General features: G+C 36.1%; 14 protein-coding genes. 5 read left to right on the forward strand and 9 right to left on the reverse strand.

Features of this window, described 5'->3' with window-relative positions:
- Positions 1 to 32: 32 nt before the first annotated feature.
- The 6 genes from LNP19_RS15320 to hisS form a co-directional block, all read right to left on the reverse strand.
- Positions 33 to 1196 carry a sigma-54-dependent transcriptional regulator gene (locus tag LNP19_RS15320; RefSeq protein WP_230062762.1) on the reverse strand — a complete coding sequence of 388 codons (1164 nt, stop codon included), beginning with the start codon at positions 1194 to 1196 and terminating at the stop codon, positions 33 to 35.
- A gap of 48 nt (positions 1197 to 1244) precedes the next feature.
- Positions 1245 to 2561 (reverse strand): ABC transporter permease, encoded by a 1317-nt coding sequence (locus LNP19_RS15325; RefSeq protein WP_230062763.1) that lies wholly within the window; start codon positions 2559 to 2561, stop codon positions 1245 to 1247.
- A gap of 93 nt (positions 2562 to 2654) precedes the next feature.
- Entirely contained in the window at positions 2655 to 3575 is a 921-nt protein-coding gene (locus tag LNP19_RS15330) for an ABC transporter ATP-binding protein (RefSeq protein WP_230062764.1), read from the reverse strand.
- Positions 3576 to 3743: 168 nt separating this feature from the next.
- Positions 3744 to 4859 carry a molecular chaperone DnaJ gene (gene dnaJ, locus LNP19_RS15335; RefSeq protein ID WP_230062765.1) on the reverse strand — a complete coding sequence of 372 codons (1116 nt, stop codon included), beginning with the start codon at positions 4857 to 4859 and terminating at the stop codon, positions 3744 to 3746.
- Positions 4860 to 4908: 49 nt separating this feature from the next.
- Positions 4909 to 5490, reverse strand: coding sequence for a nucleotide exchange factor GrpE (locus tag LNP19_RS15340; protein ID WP_230062766.1), 582 nt, complete (start codon positions 5488 to 5490; stop codon positions 4909 to 4911).
- A 316-nt stretch (positions 5491 to 5806) separates the two neighbouring features.
- Positions 5807 to 7177 carry a histidine--tRNA ligase gene (gene hisS, locus LNP19_RS15345; RefSeq protein ID WP_230062767.1) on the reverse strand — a complete coding sequence of 457 codons (1371 nt, stop codon included), beginning with the start codon at positions 7175 to 7177 and terminating at the stop codon, positions 5807 to 5809.
- Between the two features lie 196 nt (positions 7178 to 7373).
- Between hisS and LNP19_RS15350 the strand changes: the two genes are divergently transcribed.
- Both LNP19_RS15350 and LNP19_RS15355 read left to right on the forward strand, forming a co-directional pair.
- Positions 7374 to 8618: an ABC transporter permease gene (locus LNP19_RS15350; protein WP_230062768.1), complete on the forward strand. Its 1245-nt coding sequence runs from the start codon at positions 7374 to 7376 to the stop codon at positions 8616 to 8618.
- A gap of 72 nt (positions 8619 to 8690) precedes the next feature.
- Entirely contained in the window at positions 8691 to 9050 is a 360-nt protein-coding gene (locus LNP19_RS15355; protein WP_230062769.1) for a four helix bundle protein, read from the forward strand.
- A 45-nt stretch (positions 9051 to 9095) separates the two neighbouring features.
- On the opposite strand, the gene prmC is transcribed toward LNP19_RS15355, so the two are convergent.
- Both prmC and LNP19_RS15365 read right to left on the reverse strand, forming a co-directional pair.
- Positions 9096 to 9956: a peptide chain release factor N(5)-glutamine methyltransferase gene (gene prmC, locus LNP19_RS15360; RefSeq protein ID WP_230062770.1), complete on the reverse strand. Its 861-nt coding sequence runs from the start codon at positions 9954 to 9956 to the stop codon at positions 9096 to 9098.
- 37 nt (positions 9957 to 9993) lie between these two features.
- Positions 9994 to 10479, reverse strand: coding sequence for a GNAT family N-acetyltransferase (locus LNP19_RS15365; RefSeq protein WP_230062771.1), 486 nt, complete (start codon positions 10477 to 10479; stop codon positions 9994 to 9996).
- 118 nt (positions 10480 to 10597) lie between these two features.
- On the opposite strand from LNP19_RS15365, the gene ribD reads away from it, so the two are divergent.
- The 3 genes from ribD to LNP19_RS15380 are packed head-to-tail and all read left to right on the forward strand — an operon-like array spanning position 10598 to position 12866.
- Positions 10598 to 11647, forward strand: a complete 1050-nt coding sequence (gene ribD, locus LNP19_RS15370) for a bifunctional diaminohydroxyphosphoribosylaminopyrimidine deaminase/5-amino-6-(5-phosphoribosylamino)uracil reductase RibD (RefSeq protein WP_230062772.1) — start codon at positions 10598 to 10600, stop codon at positions 11645 to 11647.
- A complete protein-coding gene (locus tag LNP19_RS15375) occupies positions 11640 to 12236 on the forward strand; it encodes an HAD family hydrolase (protein WP_230062773.1) in 597 nt (198 codons plus the stop codon). Before ribD ends, LNP19_RS15375 begins: the two co-directional genes overlap by 8 nt.
- A gap of 18 nt (positions 12237 to 12254) precedes the next feature.
- Positions 12255 to 12866 (forward strand): IMPACT family protein, encoded by a 612-nt coding sequence (locus LNP19_RS15380; RefSeq protein ID WP_230062774.1) that lies wholly within the window; start codon positions 12255 to 12257, stop codon positions 12864 to 12866.
- A 20-nt stretch (positions 12867 to 12886) separates the two neighbouring features.
- Here LNP19_RS15380 and LNP19_RS15385 read toward each other — a convergent pair whose 3' ends face one another.
- Positions 12887 to 13288 carry an acyl-CoA thioesterase gene (locus tag LNP19_RS15385; RefSeq protein WP_230062775.1) on the reverse strand — a complete coding sequence of 134 codons (402 nt, stop codon included), beginning with the start codon at positions 13286 to 13288 and terminating at the stop codon, positions 12887 to 12889.
- Positions 13289 to 13481 lie beyond the last annotated feature (193 nt).

Genomic DNA, 13481 nt, shown 5'->3' on the forward strand with positions numbered 1-13481 from the left:
AAGATTTTGGATATAAATCTTAAATTCAACAATTATTTACTTGCAAAGAGTTTTACATCACTCTCCGAAATTTCGCTTCCGCCAAGGATAATCAAACGTTCCACCACGTTTCTCAATTCACGTATATTTCCTGTCCAATCGTATTCCTGTAGTAATTTGACCGCATCGGGAGAAAATTTCTTCAAGGCATTTCCTTGCTCGGAAGCAATTTTTGCCGCAAAATGCGAAATCAACATCGGAATATCTTCTCTTCTTTCGTTCAAAGAAGGCACTTTTATCAATATTACCGCCAATCGATGGTATAAATCCTCGCGGAAACGACCTTCGGCAATTTCTGTTTTCAAATCTTTATTGGTCGCCGCAATCACACGAACATCTACTTTGATATCCTTATCTGCGCCGACTCTGGTAATCATGCTTTCCTGCAAGGCGCGCAATACTTTGGCCTGAGCCGAAAGACTCATATCGCCAATTTCATCCAAGAAAATAGTTCCTTTGTCAGCCGCTTCGAATTTTCCGGCGCGATCTTTCACCGCCGAGGTAAAAGCACCTTTTACATGACCAAAAAGCTCACTTTCAATCAATTCAGAAGGAATTGCGGCACAATTAACTTCAATTAAAGGGAAACTGGCGCGCTCGCTTTTTTCATGCAATTGATGCGCAACGAGTTCTTTTCCGGTTCCATTAGGTCCCGTGATAAGCACTCTGGCTTCGGTTTGGGCTACTTTATCGATCATCACTTTGATATGATCAATCGCTTCGCTTTCACCAATTATCTCGTAGTTTTTACTTACTTTTTTCTTTAAAATCTTATTTTCTACTACAAGTTGTTTCCTGTCTAATGCATTTCTAACCGTATTGAGCAATCGGTTTAAATCCGGTGGTTTCGAAATATAATCAAAAGCCCCTAAGCGCATTGTATTGATGGCTGTTTCCATGTCACCATGACCGGAAATCATCACCATTGGAATCTCGGGTTTTATTTTTTTGACCGCTTCAAGCAATTCAACTCCATCCATTTTGGGCATTTTAATGTCGCACAGAACGAGGTCATAATCGTTATTTTTTATTTTATCAAATCCGGCAACGCCGTCTTCGGCTTCTTCTACTTGATAACTGTCGCTTTCTTCCGAAAGTATTTTAGTCAATACTCTTCGAATTGCTGCTTCGTCCTCTATGATTAATATTTTACTCATCTACATTTAATTTATTTGGCTCTGAAAAATCAAAAACTATACCTTTTATTAGTATTTAAGCCATTTGTATAATTCTTTCCAAGTGGGTTTCTTACCATACATCAATATTCCTACTCGGTATATTTTGGCGGCAAACCAAACTACTGCAAAGAAAGTTGCAAATAATAAGGTCACTGATATCGCAATTTGCCACAAAGGTACGCCAAAAGGAATTCGCATTAGCATGACAATGGGTGAGGTAAGCGGAATCATCGAAAAAACTACCGCTATTGTCCCATTGGGATCGCTCATTACACTGAAAAAACCAACATAAACACTCAACATCAATGGCATAATAATAGGCAACAGAAACTGCTGTGAATCCGTTTGATTGTCAACCGCTGCGCCAATGGCTGCATAAAAAGAACTGTATAGAAAATAACCTCCTATAAAATAAACAACGAAACCGATAAGAATACTCGCTATAGGCAAATTCCACAACTCTTTGATATACATCTGGGCCGTACTGGTAAATTCCTGTTGGGCTTGTTGCATTAATTCTGGTGAAACCTTGGCTGTTGGCCCCACATTGACACCAAAAAACATCGAAGCGGCAAACATCAAAGAAAGTCCTATAACCGCCCAAATAAAGAACTGAAGGATTCCCGCCAGTGAGGTTCCAATAATTTTACCAATCATCAACTGGAATGGTTTCACAGATGAAATGATGATCTCGATAATTCGATTTGTTTTTTCTTCGATAACACTGCGCATCACCATGTTTCCGTAGATAATGATGAACATCATAATGAGATAACCAAATCCGCCGCCAATGGCAATTTTTATTTCATTCAATCCTTTTACACTTTCCTCACCAGAAGCTTTGGCTAAACTAATACTGACTTTGGATTGGGCTTTTTTAATAGCCAAAGTGTCCAAATGTGCCTTTTCGAGATTGAGTTTAGTAATCTTTTTGGCAATTGTATTTTGTACATTTTCAATAAATGCAATACTAGGACTGCTGTTTGATATGAACTGAATCTTGCTTTCCAAATCGGCAATATGCGTCGTTTTTGGGATTACTAATAAACCTTCGTAGCTTTCTTTTGTAATACTGTCCTTGAGAAATTTTGTATCAATTAACGATAAATCAAAGTATTTATAATCGTCTTTACTGCTGTTTTGAGACGTAAAATCTTTAACAAAAAGGCCTGATTCATCATGGATGGCAATTCGTTTGGTATCTGCTTTCATGGAACTCAAATAACCCACAAAAGCGGCTATTGCCACAAACAATAACGGACTTAAAAATGTCATTACAATAAAGGATTTATTACGCACCTTGGCAATAAATTCCCTTTTTATGATTAGTGATACAATACTCATTTATATTAGATTGTTAGATTTTTAGACATTCTTAGATTTCTTAGACGTTCTCTGATTTAATCTAAAATCTAAGAAGTCTAACGTTCTAAATATCTATCGTGTTACTGTTTGAATAAAAATATCGTTTACGCTTGGAATTTTTTCCACAAAATGGGTTACTTGCCCTCGTTGCGTCAATACGTTCAATAATTCATTAGGCATGGACTTCCCCAATTGAATTTCGAGTTTCAACTCGTTATTAAGCGATTTAAAATTAGCCGGACCTACGGTAAATTTTTGAGTAATATCATACATCAAACCCTCAACATTATCCGATAAAATCCCAACTTCAAAGCTATTGGTCTTAAATTGTCTTTTTACATCTTCGAGCTTGCCTTCAATCAGTTTATTCGATTTGTGAATGAGTGCAATATGATCACAAAGTTCTTCCACGCTTTCCATTCGATGCGTAGAAAAAATTATGGTAGCACCATCTTCTCGCAATTTCAAAATTTCATCTTTAATGACATTTGCATTTACAGGATCGAAACCGGAGAAAGGTTCGTCAAAAATCAACAACTTCGGTTTGTGCAATACGCAAACCACAAACTGGATTTTTTGAGCCATTCCTTTCGAAAGTTCTTGGATTTTCTTGTTCCACCAACCTTGAATTCCCAATCGGTCAAACCAATATTCCAATTGCTTTTTGGCTTCTTCCTTAGACAATCCTTTCATTTGAGCCAAATACAAGCATTGTTCTCCCACTTTCATACTTTGGTACAATCCTCTTTCTTCGGGAAGATAGCCTATGTATTGCACATGTTTTGGCTGTAATTTTTCACCATCAAGGATAATTTCGCCGCTATCGGGTAAAGTGATTTGGTTTATGACTCGAATAAGAGACGTTTTTCCGGCACCATTTGGACCTAAAAGGCCATAAATACTGCCTTGGGGAACGGTTAATGAAACTTCGTTAAGCGCTACGTAATCACCATATTGCTTCACGACTTTATTGACTTCTAATAAGGTATTCATGCTGAATTTTTGAATTTTCTTCGTCAGTTCGGCCTTTTTGGCTTCGCGGGTGTAAAAGTAAATAATTAGTAGCGAAATGCTTGTGATTGTTACATAAAAAAACCCATCCTCATTTTTACAAGGATGGGAATTTGTATCTTAATAAAAGCGATTAATGCAGTTTTCTATTTAAGAGAACATATCTTTCACTTTTTCAAAAAAGGATTTGTCTGATTTTTCAGGATTTGGAATAAAATTTTCGTCGGTAATATTTTTCTCGAAAAATTGTTTTTGTTCCTTGTTCAATGTTTTTGGAGTCCAAACATTTACATGCACCAGTAAATCTCCGCTACCATATCCATTGATACTTGGAATTCCTTTTCCTTTTAGTCTAAGAATCTTACCGGATTGAATTCCTTCTTCCAATTTGATTCTTACTTTACCATTGATTGCTTCGATATCCTTAGAAACTCCCAAAATTGCTTCTGGAAAACTTACATATAAATCATAATGCAAATTTTCTCCTTCACGTTTCAAGAATTCATGTTCTAACTCTTCGATAGCTACAATTAAATCTCCTGGAATGCTGTTTCCTGGCGCATCATTTCCTTTATTGGAAACTTTCAATTGCATACCGTCAACAACTCCTGCCGGAATTTTTATAGAAACGGTTTCATCTTCTAGAATCATCCCTTGCGAATCCGCATTGGATGGTTTTTTGTCTAAAATTTGACCTGATCCGCCACAACTAGGACAAGTAGAAGCCGATTGCATTCTGCCCAAAATGGTATTGGTCACACGCATTACCTGCCCTTGACCATTACAAGTAGAACAGGTTTTGTATGTTACTCCGGGAGCCTGAACTTTGCGTTTTACTTTTACTTTTTTCTCAACACCATTAGCAATTTCCTCCAAACTCAATTTCACTTTGATACGCAAATTACTTCCTTTGGCGCGACGTACTCCGCCTCCGCTTCTGCTTCCGCCGAAACCGCCGAAACCACCACCAAAAATATCACCAAACTGGCTGAAAATATCGTCCATGTTCATGCCGCCATGACCACCGCCAAATCCGCCTGAACCATCAAAAGCTTGGTGTCCGTATTGGTCGTATTTTGCTTTTTTATCGGCATCACCTAAAATTTCATAGGCCTCAGCAGCTTCTTTAAACTTATCTTCTGCCGATTTGTCTCCAGGGTTTTTGTCAGGATGAAACTCAATGGCTTTCTTTCTGTAGGCTTTCTTTATCGCCGCAGCATCAGCGCTTCTTGAAACACCTAATATCTCGTAAAAATCTTTTTTCATTTTTATTTTTTCTTTTGTGGAGTCACACTACTGTGCATCTCTATCAAATTTATTGCCCTGTTACCACTTTTGGGAAACGAATGATTTTATCTCCCAGTTTGTATCCTTTTTCAATAACATCAACAATTTTACCTTTTAGTTTAGGTGTAGGAGCCGGAATTTGTGTAATTGCTTCGGCAAAATCAGCATCGAAAGCATCACCTGCCTTAACATCAACTTGCTCTAAACCTTTGGCTGCTAATGTGCTTTTGAGTTTCTCATGAATAAGTTCCACACCTTTCGCCATCGCCTCATCCTCCGATTTCGCAATTTCGATTATAGCTCTGTCAAAATCATCCAAAACAGGCAACATCGACATTAAAACATCTTGATTAGCTGTTTTGAATAATTCGATACGTTCTTTTGAAGTTCTTCTTTTGTAATTTTCAAATTCAGCAAATAAACGCAAATACTTATCTTTCTCTTTAGCTAAGTCTTGCGCTAATTGTTCTTCAACACTTAATTCATCAATCCCGTTTTGCTCTGTATTTCCATTTTGCTCTAATGTTGTAGCATCCTCTATCTCTTGATTGATTTCTGTATTATCAGTAGTCATAGTACTTGTATTTTTAAAAATATTCTTAAACTTCATTTTTTACACTTTTCTTTGGATTGCAAAAGTACTGCCAATTCTTGTAAAATGTCAAATTGTCATTCTTTTTTTTAGATTCGAAATTATTATCCAAAAGCACTCCAAATTATTTTTTTTCATAGTTCAAAATTTAATAAAATATTATGACTATCTTACACTGATTATTTTTAAGTTTGTTAATGAATCATTTTAGATTTAATTTTCCAAAAAAGAATTTAAGGTTGTTCACTATAATAATTATTAATTCATCAGTACCTTATATTAAAAAAAAGCTTTGTTTTAAAAACAAAGCTTTTTTTATTGACCGAAAAATTTCTTAAGACAAACTATTCTTTAAAGTCTCAAAATCAATCGAAAGCTGTTCTCCTGTCACTAAATTTTTAAGCGAATACGTATTCGATTCCATTTCCTTATCACCAACAATCACCGCAAAAGGAATATTGCGTTTATCAGCATGCTGAAACTGCTTGGCTACTTTTGCATTATCAGGATACAACTCGACTTTTATCCCAGAAGCTCTTAAATCCTTAATTGCTTTCATAGCATAAAAAGCTTCTTTGTCACCATAATTGATGAATAAAGCCTTAGAGCTTGCCGTAACGGTTTCAGGAAACAAACTCAACTCTTCGACAACCAAATAAATACGATCCAAACCAAAGGAAATTCCAACACCGCTCATGTTTTTCAACCCAAAAATTCCCGTTAAGTCATCGTATCTTCCGCCACCGCCAATAGATCCCATGGCCACTCCTTTTGGCGGAGCCACTTCAAAAATGGCACCCGTATAATAATTCAACCCTCTTGCAAGAGTTACATCTAAATCTAAAATTGCAGATGACAATCCTAAATTCATCACGTTATCGCATATAAAACGCAATTCTTCCACTCCTTTCATCCCTTCTTCTGAAGCAGATAAAAGTTGGGATAATTTTTCGATTTTTTCAGAAATGGTTCCGGTGAAATTAAATAACGGCTGCACTTTCACAATCGCTTCTTCGGAAATTCCTTTTTCGATCATTTCCTTTTTTACACCGTCCTCACCTATTTTATCGAGTTTATCCAAAGCCACCGTAAAATCAATAAGCTTATCAGAAGCCCCAATTACTTCGGCAATTCCGGATAATATTTTACGGTTGTTAATTTTAACTGTCACTCCTTCTAACCCCAAAGTCGTAAAAACAGTATCATACAATTGCACTAATTCTACTTCCTGCCACAGCGATTTCGATCCAACCACATCGGCATCACATTGAAAAAACTCCCTGAAACGCCCTTTTTGAGGTCTATCGGCACGCCAAACCGGCTGGATTTGATATCTTTTAAATGGAAATTCAATATCATTCTGGTGCTGCACCACATATCTCGCGAAAGGAACCGTCAAGTCGTAACGTAAGGCTTTCTCAGAAATACTTGCCGTCAATTTTGTACTGTCTTTGCTCTCCAAATGAGCCGCATTGGCTTTAGCCAAATAGTCTCCGGAATTCAAAATTTTAAAAATCAAACGATCACCTTCTTCTCCATATTTCCCCATCAGGGTTTCGGAATTTTCAAAAGAAGGGGTTTCTATCGGTTGAAAGCCAAATTTCTCGAAATTATCTTTTATGATTTGGATAATATACTGACGTTTTGCCACCTCGGCAGGTGAAAAATCTCTAGTTCCTTTAGGTATACTCGGTTTTGATGCCATTTTTTATTGGATTTTTAGATCATTTGGTATTTTAGCTCCCGCGCTCGTTCTCAAAAGAACTAATCGGAAAGCAATCCCGATAACTATCGGGACGTGAATCGTAAATTTTGATTGCAAATATCTTATTTTTAAAATAAAAAATTACTCCTTCGAAAGCAAACTTGTAACAAAAATTGTATTTTCGTGTCAAACTGCTATGATGCTAAATTTATTCAAAGAAAATGTCCGTATTGCTATTGGTTCAATAAGAACACAATTGCTTAGAACCGTACTTACCATCGTAATTATTGCGATAGGAATAACGGCCTTGGTTGGTATCCTAACAGTCGTTTCGGCTTTAGAAAACACCCTTTCCAAAGATTTCGCTTCTATGGGAGCCAATACTTTCAATATCAACCAATACGAAAACAGTGCTCGAAGACGCGGAGGCGGAGAGAGAGAAATCATAAATCCTATTATTTCCTATCCCGAAGCGGTCGCTTTCAAAAACAAATACAAGTATCCTTTTACCGAAACTTCACTTTCTTTTACGGCCACATCCAAAGCGGAAGTAAAATATGAGGCGACAAAAACAGATCCGGAAATTTCTATTGTAGGAGTTGACGAACATTTTTTAACCAATTCCGGTTTAGAAACCAGCTTGGGGCGCAATTTCACAGGATTTGATGTTGACAACAATTCTTATGTATGTATTGTGGGTTCTGATTTTGAAAAAGGATTATTAAAAGACATCAACCCAATTGACAAAACCATTTCGATTCGAGGCGCTAAATTCAAAGTCATTGGTGTCCTAAAAGAGAAAGGCTCCACTTTTGGCAACAGCCAAGATTTAAGGGTTTTAATTCCCATTCAAGTAGCTAGATCTTTGTTTACAGCACCTAGAATAAATTATACCATAAGTGTAATGGTTTCTAAAAAGGAATTACTGGATCAAGCCATAGACAATGCAAACAGCACCATGCGCAGGGTTCGCAAACTGAGCCCGATAAAAGACAATAATTTTGGTGTGGTACGAAGTGATGATTTAATTAACCGAATCCTGAGTATCACCAAATACCTGGGACTGGCTTCTTGGCTCATCGGAATTATAACTGTTTTGGGTTCTTCTATTGCTTTGATGAACATTATGATTGTTTCGGTGACAGAACGTACTCGTGAAATAGGTGTACGAAAAGCATTGGGCGCCAAGAAAACCACTGTAGCTTTCCAATTTTTCATAGAAACCTTGTTGATTGGTCAATTAGGCGGATTGGCGGGAATCATTTTTGGAATCCTGATTGGTCTTGGGATTGCAACCGCCATGGATTTTGCATTTGTAATTCCGTGGACAGCGATATTTGCAGCTTTTTTTACCAGCTTCATGGTTGCTATCGTTTCTGGTTTGTATCCTGCTATAAAAGCATCTAAGTTAGACCCGATTGAGGCTTTGCGATACGAGTAGATTTGAGAATCCAGAAAGCAGGAGGCGGATTTCAGAAAGCAGAAAATAGATTTCTAACTAAAAAAAGTTAAAATGAAATTTCAAGATTTATTAGCCTATAAAAAATCATTTGAATTGTCGATGTTGATTTTCAGAATGACCAAATATTTCCCGAGTGAAGAAAAATATTCATTAACAGACCAAATTAGACGCTCTTCGCGAAGTGTTTCCGCAAATTTAGCTGAAGCATCAAGAAAAATAAGATACGAAAAAAACTTCATTTCAAAACTCACAGATTGTGACGCAGAAAATGCAGAAACCCAAACATGGCTGGAGTATTCATTAGCTTGTGAATATATCTCACAAGAATTATTTATAGAATTAACAAATAAAAGTTTGGAAGTTGGGAAACTAATAAATTACATGATTAACAATCCAAATAAATTCTCGTAAAGTAAAAAAAAAGAAAATTTATTTTTTCCCTGCTTTCTAAATTCTTTAGTCTGCTATCTCCCCAAAAATCATTCTGTCATTACCATAAATATCTTTGCGCAATTCGATATTTTTAAAATTCATTTTTTCAAGCAATTCGATCATTTCCTTGCCTAAATACTGATTGATTTCAAAATACAGCTGTCCTTTTGAAGTTAGATTTTTCTGCGCTAATTGAGCTATTTTTCTATAAAAAATTAAGGCATCGTTATCATCTACAAAAAGAGCCAAATGCGGTTCGTTATCCAAGACATTTTTCTTGATTTCCTGCTTTTCCAGATTTCGAACATAAGGAGGATTTGAAACGATGATATCAAACTCTTGCCTCAAATCTTCCGTTTCAAGAATATTTTGATTTAAAAAAGTTACCTCAACTTTATTAATTTCCGCATTTTTTTGGGCAGTAGCCAACGCTTTTTCCGAAACATCTATGGCGTAAACTTGGGCATTCGGAATGTTTTTTGCCAATGAAATCGCGATGCAACCACTTCCGGTCCCGATGTCTAAAATCCTTAATTTTTGACTTTTGACTTTTGACTTTTGACTTTGAATAATCCATTCGACTAATTCTTCGGTTTCAGGTCTTGGAATCAAAACATTTTCGTTGACCTCAAAATCCAATCCATAAAAACTGGTTTTCCCCAATAAGTATTGAACGGGAATTTCCTTTTTTAACTGTTCCAAAAGAGCATTCCAATTCCCAATTTCTTCTGTCGAAAAAACCAAATCCGGATGCAAAGCCAAATCAATTCTTTTCAACTGACGCTTTTCTTCCAGTATCAGATAGAAAAAACTCTCGGCTTCGCCAGCATCAAAAATGGGCGTGAGTTCTTGAATAAATTGACTTCTGTATTCTTTAATTTTCATCGTATTAGGCATTATTTTATGGGTTAGAAACCATAATTCATAATTTTTTCAGCATCCAAACTGGGCAAGAAGTATGCCCCGTACTTCCCAATGGAGCATCAATATATTCAAATCCTACTTTTTTATAAAGTTTTTGAGCATCTTTCATAAAAGGCATGGTTTCAAGATAACAATGCTCAAAACCAAAATCTTTGGCACTTTGCAAACATTCAGCCATCATTTGGCTTCCAATACCTCTCCCTCGGGTTTCGGGAAGAAAATACATTTTTTGCAATTCGCAAATCGTCTCAGCCTCGTTTTCAAGCGGAGCCACCCCAGCGCAACCAACAATTTCGCCCTGAAATTCTACAACAAAATAAGCCGATCTGGGTTTATTGTATTCCTCAAACATCAAGTCCAAATAAGGATCAGCATAGGCCGTTCCTACTTTGGGGATATTTAATTCATCAAAAACAGCTCGTATCAATTGAGCAACACCTTGATTATCTTCTTTCTCAATTTTTCTAATAACCCAATTTTCCATTGCTTTTCTATACTTGTTTTAAAAACACAAAAATAGCCATTGTTTATTGTTATTCTCGAAAGTTTTAAAACTAATCCTGAAGTTTCGGCACTACATTCAAAAATACTACTTTTGTACTGTGGAAATACATGAAAAATACCTCCGACGTTGCATCGAACTCGCCAAAAATGGCCTAGGAACCACCTACCCCAATCCTTTGGTAGGTAGCATTATTGTTTACAACAATAAAATTATTGGGGAAGGCTGGCACAAAAAAGCCGGAGAACCTCATGCCGAAGTAAATGCGGTCAATTCGGTAAAAGACAAATCACTACTTGAAAAAGCGACTATTTATGTCAGTCTGGAACCCTGCAGCCATTTTGGAAAAACACCGCCCTGTTGCGATTTAATTATCCAAAATAAAATTCCAAATGTAGTGATAGGAACCGTTGACCCCAATGAAAAAGTAGCGGGCAAAGGAATCAAAAAACTGATAGAAGCCGGAATAAAGGTGACCGTAGGTGTTCTTGAAAATGAATGTAATGAACTCAATCAACGCTTTTTTACTTTTCACAACAAGAAAAGACCTTATATCATCTTGAAATGGGCCGAAAGTAAGGACAGCTTCATTGCTCCAAACACAGCTTTACGCAACGAAAAAAAACCGGTTTGGATTACAAATCCGTATTCCAGACAGTTAGTTCATAAATGGCGAAGCGAGGAACAGGCCATTCTTGTGGGAACTCAAACTGTCATTGATGACAATCCGAAACTGGATGTAAGAGACTGGACTGGAAATCATCCTGTTCGGGTGATTTTGGATCAAAATAATCGAATTCCAAAAACCAACCATATATTTGATAATCAAACCAAAACAATCATTATTTGCGGAAAAACAACAGAAACAGGCTCAAAAAATACTATCTTTGAAAGTATTGATTTCGAGCAAAACATAGCGTCACAAATTACAAAGCTGCTTTACAAACATCAAATTCAGTCTGTAATTATTGAAGGCGGAAGCCAAATATTACAAACTTTTATCGATGCAAACCTTTGGGACGAAGCACGCGTTTTTATTGGAAATTCCGTCTTGGGAGATGGCGTAAAAGCTCCGATTATGACTCAAAAACAATTCAAAAAACATTGGATTGATCAAGATGAACTTATAATATCCAGAAACCATGATTAACGCAATTATTTTCGATTTTGGAGATGTCTTTATCAATTTAGACAAAAAAGCAACTTTCGAAGGTTTGAAAAAAATAGGTCTCTCGGAATGGAATGACGACTTGAATCAATTAAACATTCTTTTTGAAAAAGGCGAAATTTCAAAAGAAAACTTCCTTTCAGGCATTCAAAAACACGTGCCAAAAGCCACAACAGAAGAAATTCTAGAGGCATGGAATGCTATCTTATTAGATTTCCCATTGTACCGACTAGAATTCCTTCAGATGCTTTCGCAAAAATACCGCTTGTTTTTATTGAGTAATACTGATGCTATTCATATCGATACTTTTGAACAAAAAAATGGCGTTTCTTTTTACAGCGATTTTTATCAATGTTTTGAAAAAGTCTATTTCTCTTTTGAAATGGGAATGCGAAAACCCGATGCTGAAATTTTCAACCACGTTTTAAACAAACACGACCTGCAAGCCAAACGGACTTTGTTTGTTGATGACAAAAAAGAAAATACAGATGCTGCACTTTCACTCGGAATGAACGTTTGGAATCTTCAAGTAGGACAAGAAGATGTAGTGGATCTGTTTGAAAAAATATAAATTAGAAGAAAACAACTCTTGGAAATCAAAGACACTTATAATACCATTGCATTCCCTTCTGAAGAAATACTATTCAAAGAAAAAAACAGCAAATTTTTTGGTTACGCCTTTCCCATCCAATCGGAGGAAGAAGTAAAACCAATTATCGATGTTCTGAGAAAGCAACATCCCAATGCTGGTCATTTTTGTTATGCTTATCAAATTGGCACTGACAAACTTTCTTACAGAGCCAATGACGACAGCGAACCAAGTAATAGCGCCGGAATGCCAATTTATGGCCAAATTCAGTCCTTTTCCCTAACCAATACATTAATTGTGGTGGTTCGGGTTTTTGGTGGCGTAAAACTAGGCGTTGGCGGTTTAATCTCTGCTTACAAAACATCGGCTCAATTAACACTTGAAAGTTGTGAAATAATTGAGAAAACAATCGACGTTCATTACCAAATTGCATTTGACTACAAAAACATGAATAAAGTCATGCGCATTATCAAAGAAAAAAATCTAGATATTGTCAATCAAAAAATGGAAATGAGCTGCGAAATCGAAATCAAAACCCGAAAAAAAAATGCCGAAATGGTATTCGACATTTTCAATTCACTTTTCGAAATAGATATTAAAATCAAAGAATAATCAATTATTCTTTATTAATTCTACATTGCCAAAAGCCTTTCCTTTACATATTCCGGAGGAAGCGTAGGACGACCCGTTTTCATGTCTACAAAAACCAATGTTGAATGGGCAATTGTTAATAACTCCTTTTTCTCATTATAGATTTCATAATCAAATTCTATCTTGACAGAAGTCTGGCTTTTAAAAATAGTTTTTACCGTTAATAAGTCATCATAACGTGCCGGTTTTTTATAATTCATACTTAAAGAAACCACCGGAAGCATCACCCCATTTTCTTCCATCCATTTATAGGAAACCCCAAGGTTTCTAAGCCATTCCACGCGTCCCATCTCAAAATACTGGGCATAATTCCCATGATAAACTACTCCCATTTGGTCCGTTTCAGAATAGCGTACCCTTACTGAAAATTCATGTTCTTTCATCTTAATTTTTCTATATTTAACATTAAAGCAAACGCCTTTTTACCTACTTACGACAATATTTCTACATAATCAACCCCTAATAATTTTTTTTTACAGAAAATTGTTCACATATTTGTTACCCCGAAAAATAAGACTTTTTTTGGTTTTATTTAATAAGACGCCGATTACTAAAAAAAATAATTTAATAGAATTT

This window comes from Flavobacterium acetivorans (genome assembly GCF_020911885.1).
Lineage (GTDB): Bacteria > Bacteroidota > Bacteroidia > Flavobacteriales > Flavobacteriaceae > Flavobacterium > Flavobacterium acetivorans.

What these genes read in the sequence shown, in the direction of transcription:
- LNP19_RS15320 (WP_230062762.1), bottom strand. Translation starts at nt 1,196, where the DNA reads ATGAGTAAAATATTAATCATAGAGGACGAAGCAGCAATTCGAAGAGTA.
- LNP19_RS15325 (WP_230062763.1), bottom strand. Translation starts at nt 2,561, where the DNA reads ATGAGTATTGTATCACTAATCATAAAAAGGGAATTTATTGCCAAGGTG.
- LNP19_RS15330 (WP_230062764.1), bottom strand. Translation starts at nt 3,575, where the DNA reads ATGAATACCTTATTAGAAGTCAATAAAGTCGTGAAGCAATATGGTGAT.
- dnaJ (WP_230062765.1), bottom strand. Translation starts at nt 4,859, where the DNA reads ATGAAAAAAGATTTTTACGAGATATTAGGTGTTTCAAGAAGCGCTGAT.
- LNP19_RS15340 (WP_230062766.1), bottom strand. Translation starts at nt 5,490, where the DNA reads ATGAAGTTTAAGAATATTTTTAAAAATACAAGTACTATGACTACTGAT.
- hisS (WP_230062767.1), bottom strand. Translation starts at nt 7,177, where the DNA reads ATGGCATCAAAACCGAGTATACCTAAAGGAACTAGAGATTTTTCACCT.
- LNP19_RS15350 (WP_230062768.1), top strand. Translation starts at nt 7,374, where the DNA reads ATGATGCTAAATTTATTCAAAGAAAATGTCCGTATTGCTATTGGTTCA.
- LNP19_RS15355 (WP_230062769.1), top strand. Translation starts at nt 8,691, where the DNA reads ATGAAATTTCAAGATTTATTAGCCTATAAAAAATCATTTGAATTGTCG.
- prmC (WP_230062770.1), bottom strand. Translation starts at nt 9,956, where the DNA reads ATGAAAATTAAAGAATACAGAAGTCAATTTATTCAAGAACTCACGCCC.
- LNP19_RS15365 (WP_230062771.1), bottom strand. Translation starts at nt 10,479, where the DNA reads ATGGAAAATTGGGTTATTAGAAAAATTGAGAAAGAAGATAATCAAGGT.
- LNP19_RS15375 (WP_230062773.1), top strand. Translation starts at nt 11,640, where the DNA reads ATGATTAACGCAATTATTTTCGATTTTGGAGATGTCTTTATCAATTTA.
- LNP19_RS15385 (WP_230062775.1), bottom strand. Translation starts at nt 13,288, where the DNA reads ATGAAAGAACATGAATTTTCAGTAAGGGTACGCTATTCTGAAACGGAC.